Raw genomic sequence first — 1,941 nt, 5'->3', positions numbered from 1 at the left:
GATCATTGTCAACTTCAATGCGAATTTCACGTTCCTGACCGCCCACGATTTCCACGCTCGACACGCCCGGCAATTGCTCGAGGCGCTGCGCCACGTGTTCATCTGCGAATTGATGCAACGCGCGCGCGTCCGAATTCACGCCGCTCATCGCAATGCGCACAATGGGGAAATCGTTAATGTCGGATTTCGTCACCGTCGGCGTGTAGATTTCCTTGGGCAAATCCGCACGCACGCCGTCAACTTTGCGCTGCACTTCATTCGTTGCAACTTCGACATCCGTGGTGAAGGAAAACTCCGCCAGCAGCACGGAGATATTCTCATTCGAAAAAGAACGAATATGTTTCAAGCCGTTGAGACTGGAGAGCGCCTCCTCGATCGGCTTGGAAACCGCGCTTTCAACTTCTTTCGGCCCGGCGCCGGGATAGATGGTCACGATCGAAACCATCGGCCAATCCATCTTGGGCAGCAAATCGACGCCCATCTGCGAGTAGGCAAAAATGCCGAGCGCTGCCAGCGCGGTAAAGATCATTGTGATAAAGGCCGGCCGTTTGATCGAGACTTCGGTGATTGACATATGTATGCCTTGAATCTATGCTTTGGAATTTCTATTCACGTGAGACGTAACCGGCTGTTGCCGGTCGCTGGCTGCTTGTTTTCTGAAGCCACCAGCAACAAGTTACCAATAACTAATTTTCTACAACAACTCTTGCGCCATCAGACAACCTCTGTTGCCCGGACACCACCAGCCTCGCGCCGGCTTCGAGTCCGCCAACAATTTGCGTCTGATCGTTCTGCTGTATGCCAACTTGCACCGCTGCACGTTTCGCAACCCCGCTTTCTTCGATAAACACATAACTGCCGGAAGGATCCGTCAATACTGCCGAACTCGGAACGACCAATGCCTCTTCCGCCTTTGCCACTTGCACGAACGCCCGGCCAAACATGCCGCTTTTCAACGATTCTTGCGCATCATTCGGCACAAGAATCTCGACCGGATACGTGCGTTCGCTGTTGGCCTTCTGCGCCACGGAAATAACCTTGCCGGTGAATCTCTGCTGCGGCAATGCATCGGCAATCACTTCGGCCGCCTGTCCGCTACGCAGTAATGCAATCTCACTCTCCGTCACGCTGGTTTTTAATTTCATATGACGGCCATCCACGATGACTCCGATTTTGTCGCCCGGCATCACCATCGCCGCTTGATCGACATAGCGATCGGCCAGACGTCCGGCAAGCGGCGCTTTGATGAAAGAATCATCAAACTGGCGTTGCGCCAATTTCAGGGCCGCTTCTGCGCTTTTGAGCTGCGCTTCGGCGGCGCGCTCGGCCAGGCGCGCGCTTTCGATTACGCTTTGCGTGGTAATTTGCTGTTTAAACAGCTCCTCGTAGCGCTCTAAATCCTTTTGGGCTTTATCGTGATTGGTTTGCGCAGTGAGCAATTGCGCTTTCGCCTGTTCCAAGGCAACTCGCTTCAAATCATTCTCGATTTGCACAATGGTTTGGCCCTGCTTCAGCCAGTCGCCCACCTGCGCACGCACGGCCACCACGGTTCCGTTGGTTTCGGAAATGACCGTGGCCTCGTTTTCTCCCGCGAGCGTGCCGGAGACGGTCAGCGTTTGCGCTATCTCTGCCGGCGCAAGCACTTGAATTTTGACTGCCAGCGGCAGCACCGCAGCAGGCTTATCAGATTTGTCATTCGACCAGCGGCTCCACGCCGCGAAGCTGATCAGTGCAGTGGCAAACAGCAGTCCGAGAACTATCTTCGATTTCATAAAATCCTTTCAACTCAATTATCAATGACAAAAACTCAAAAAATCTAACTCTCTGTCTGCTTCTCTCGCTTATAGCATCTTTCAAATGCGTGTGCAGGAGTCGTAGTCTTGCCCCCTTGTGGGGCACTGTCGCAACTGTGAGTTTAGTGGCTTCGACAGCCGCCCACGA

Annotated in this window: 2 protein-coding genes; both read right to left on the bottom strand. The window is 53.7% G+C overall.

The window, feature by feature from the left end; translation table 11 throughout:
* Positions 1–574: efflux RND transporter permease subunit (locus tag FBQ85_29810; GenBank protein ID MDL1879327.1), on the bottom strand; the 574-nt coding region annotated here is incomplete at its 3' end.
* Positions 575–686: 112 nt separating this feature from the next.
* Positions 687–1,772: an efflux RND transporter periplasmic adaptor subunit gene (locus tag FBQ85_29805; protein MDL1879326.1), complete on the bottom strand. Its 1,086-nt coding sequence runs from the start codon at positions 1,770–1,772 to the stop codon at positions 687–689.
* Positions 1,773–1,941 lie beyond the last annotated feature (169 nt).

This window comes from Cytophagia bacterium CHB2 (assembly GCA_030263535.1).
Taxonomy (GTDB): Bacteria; Zhuqueibacterota; Zhuqueibacteria; order Zhuqueibacterales; family Zhuqueibacteraceae; genus Coneutiohabitans.
Note: the sequence above shows the minus strand (reverse complement) of the source record. Positions and strands in the feature narration are given on the sequence as shown.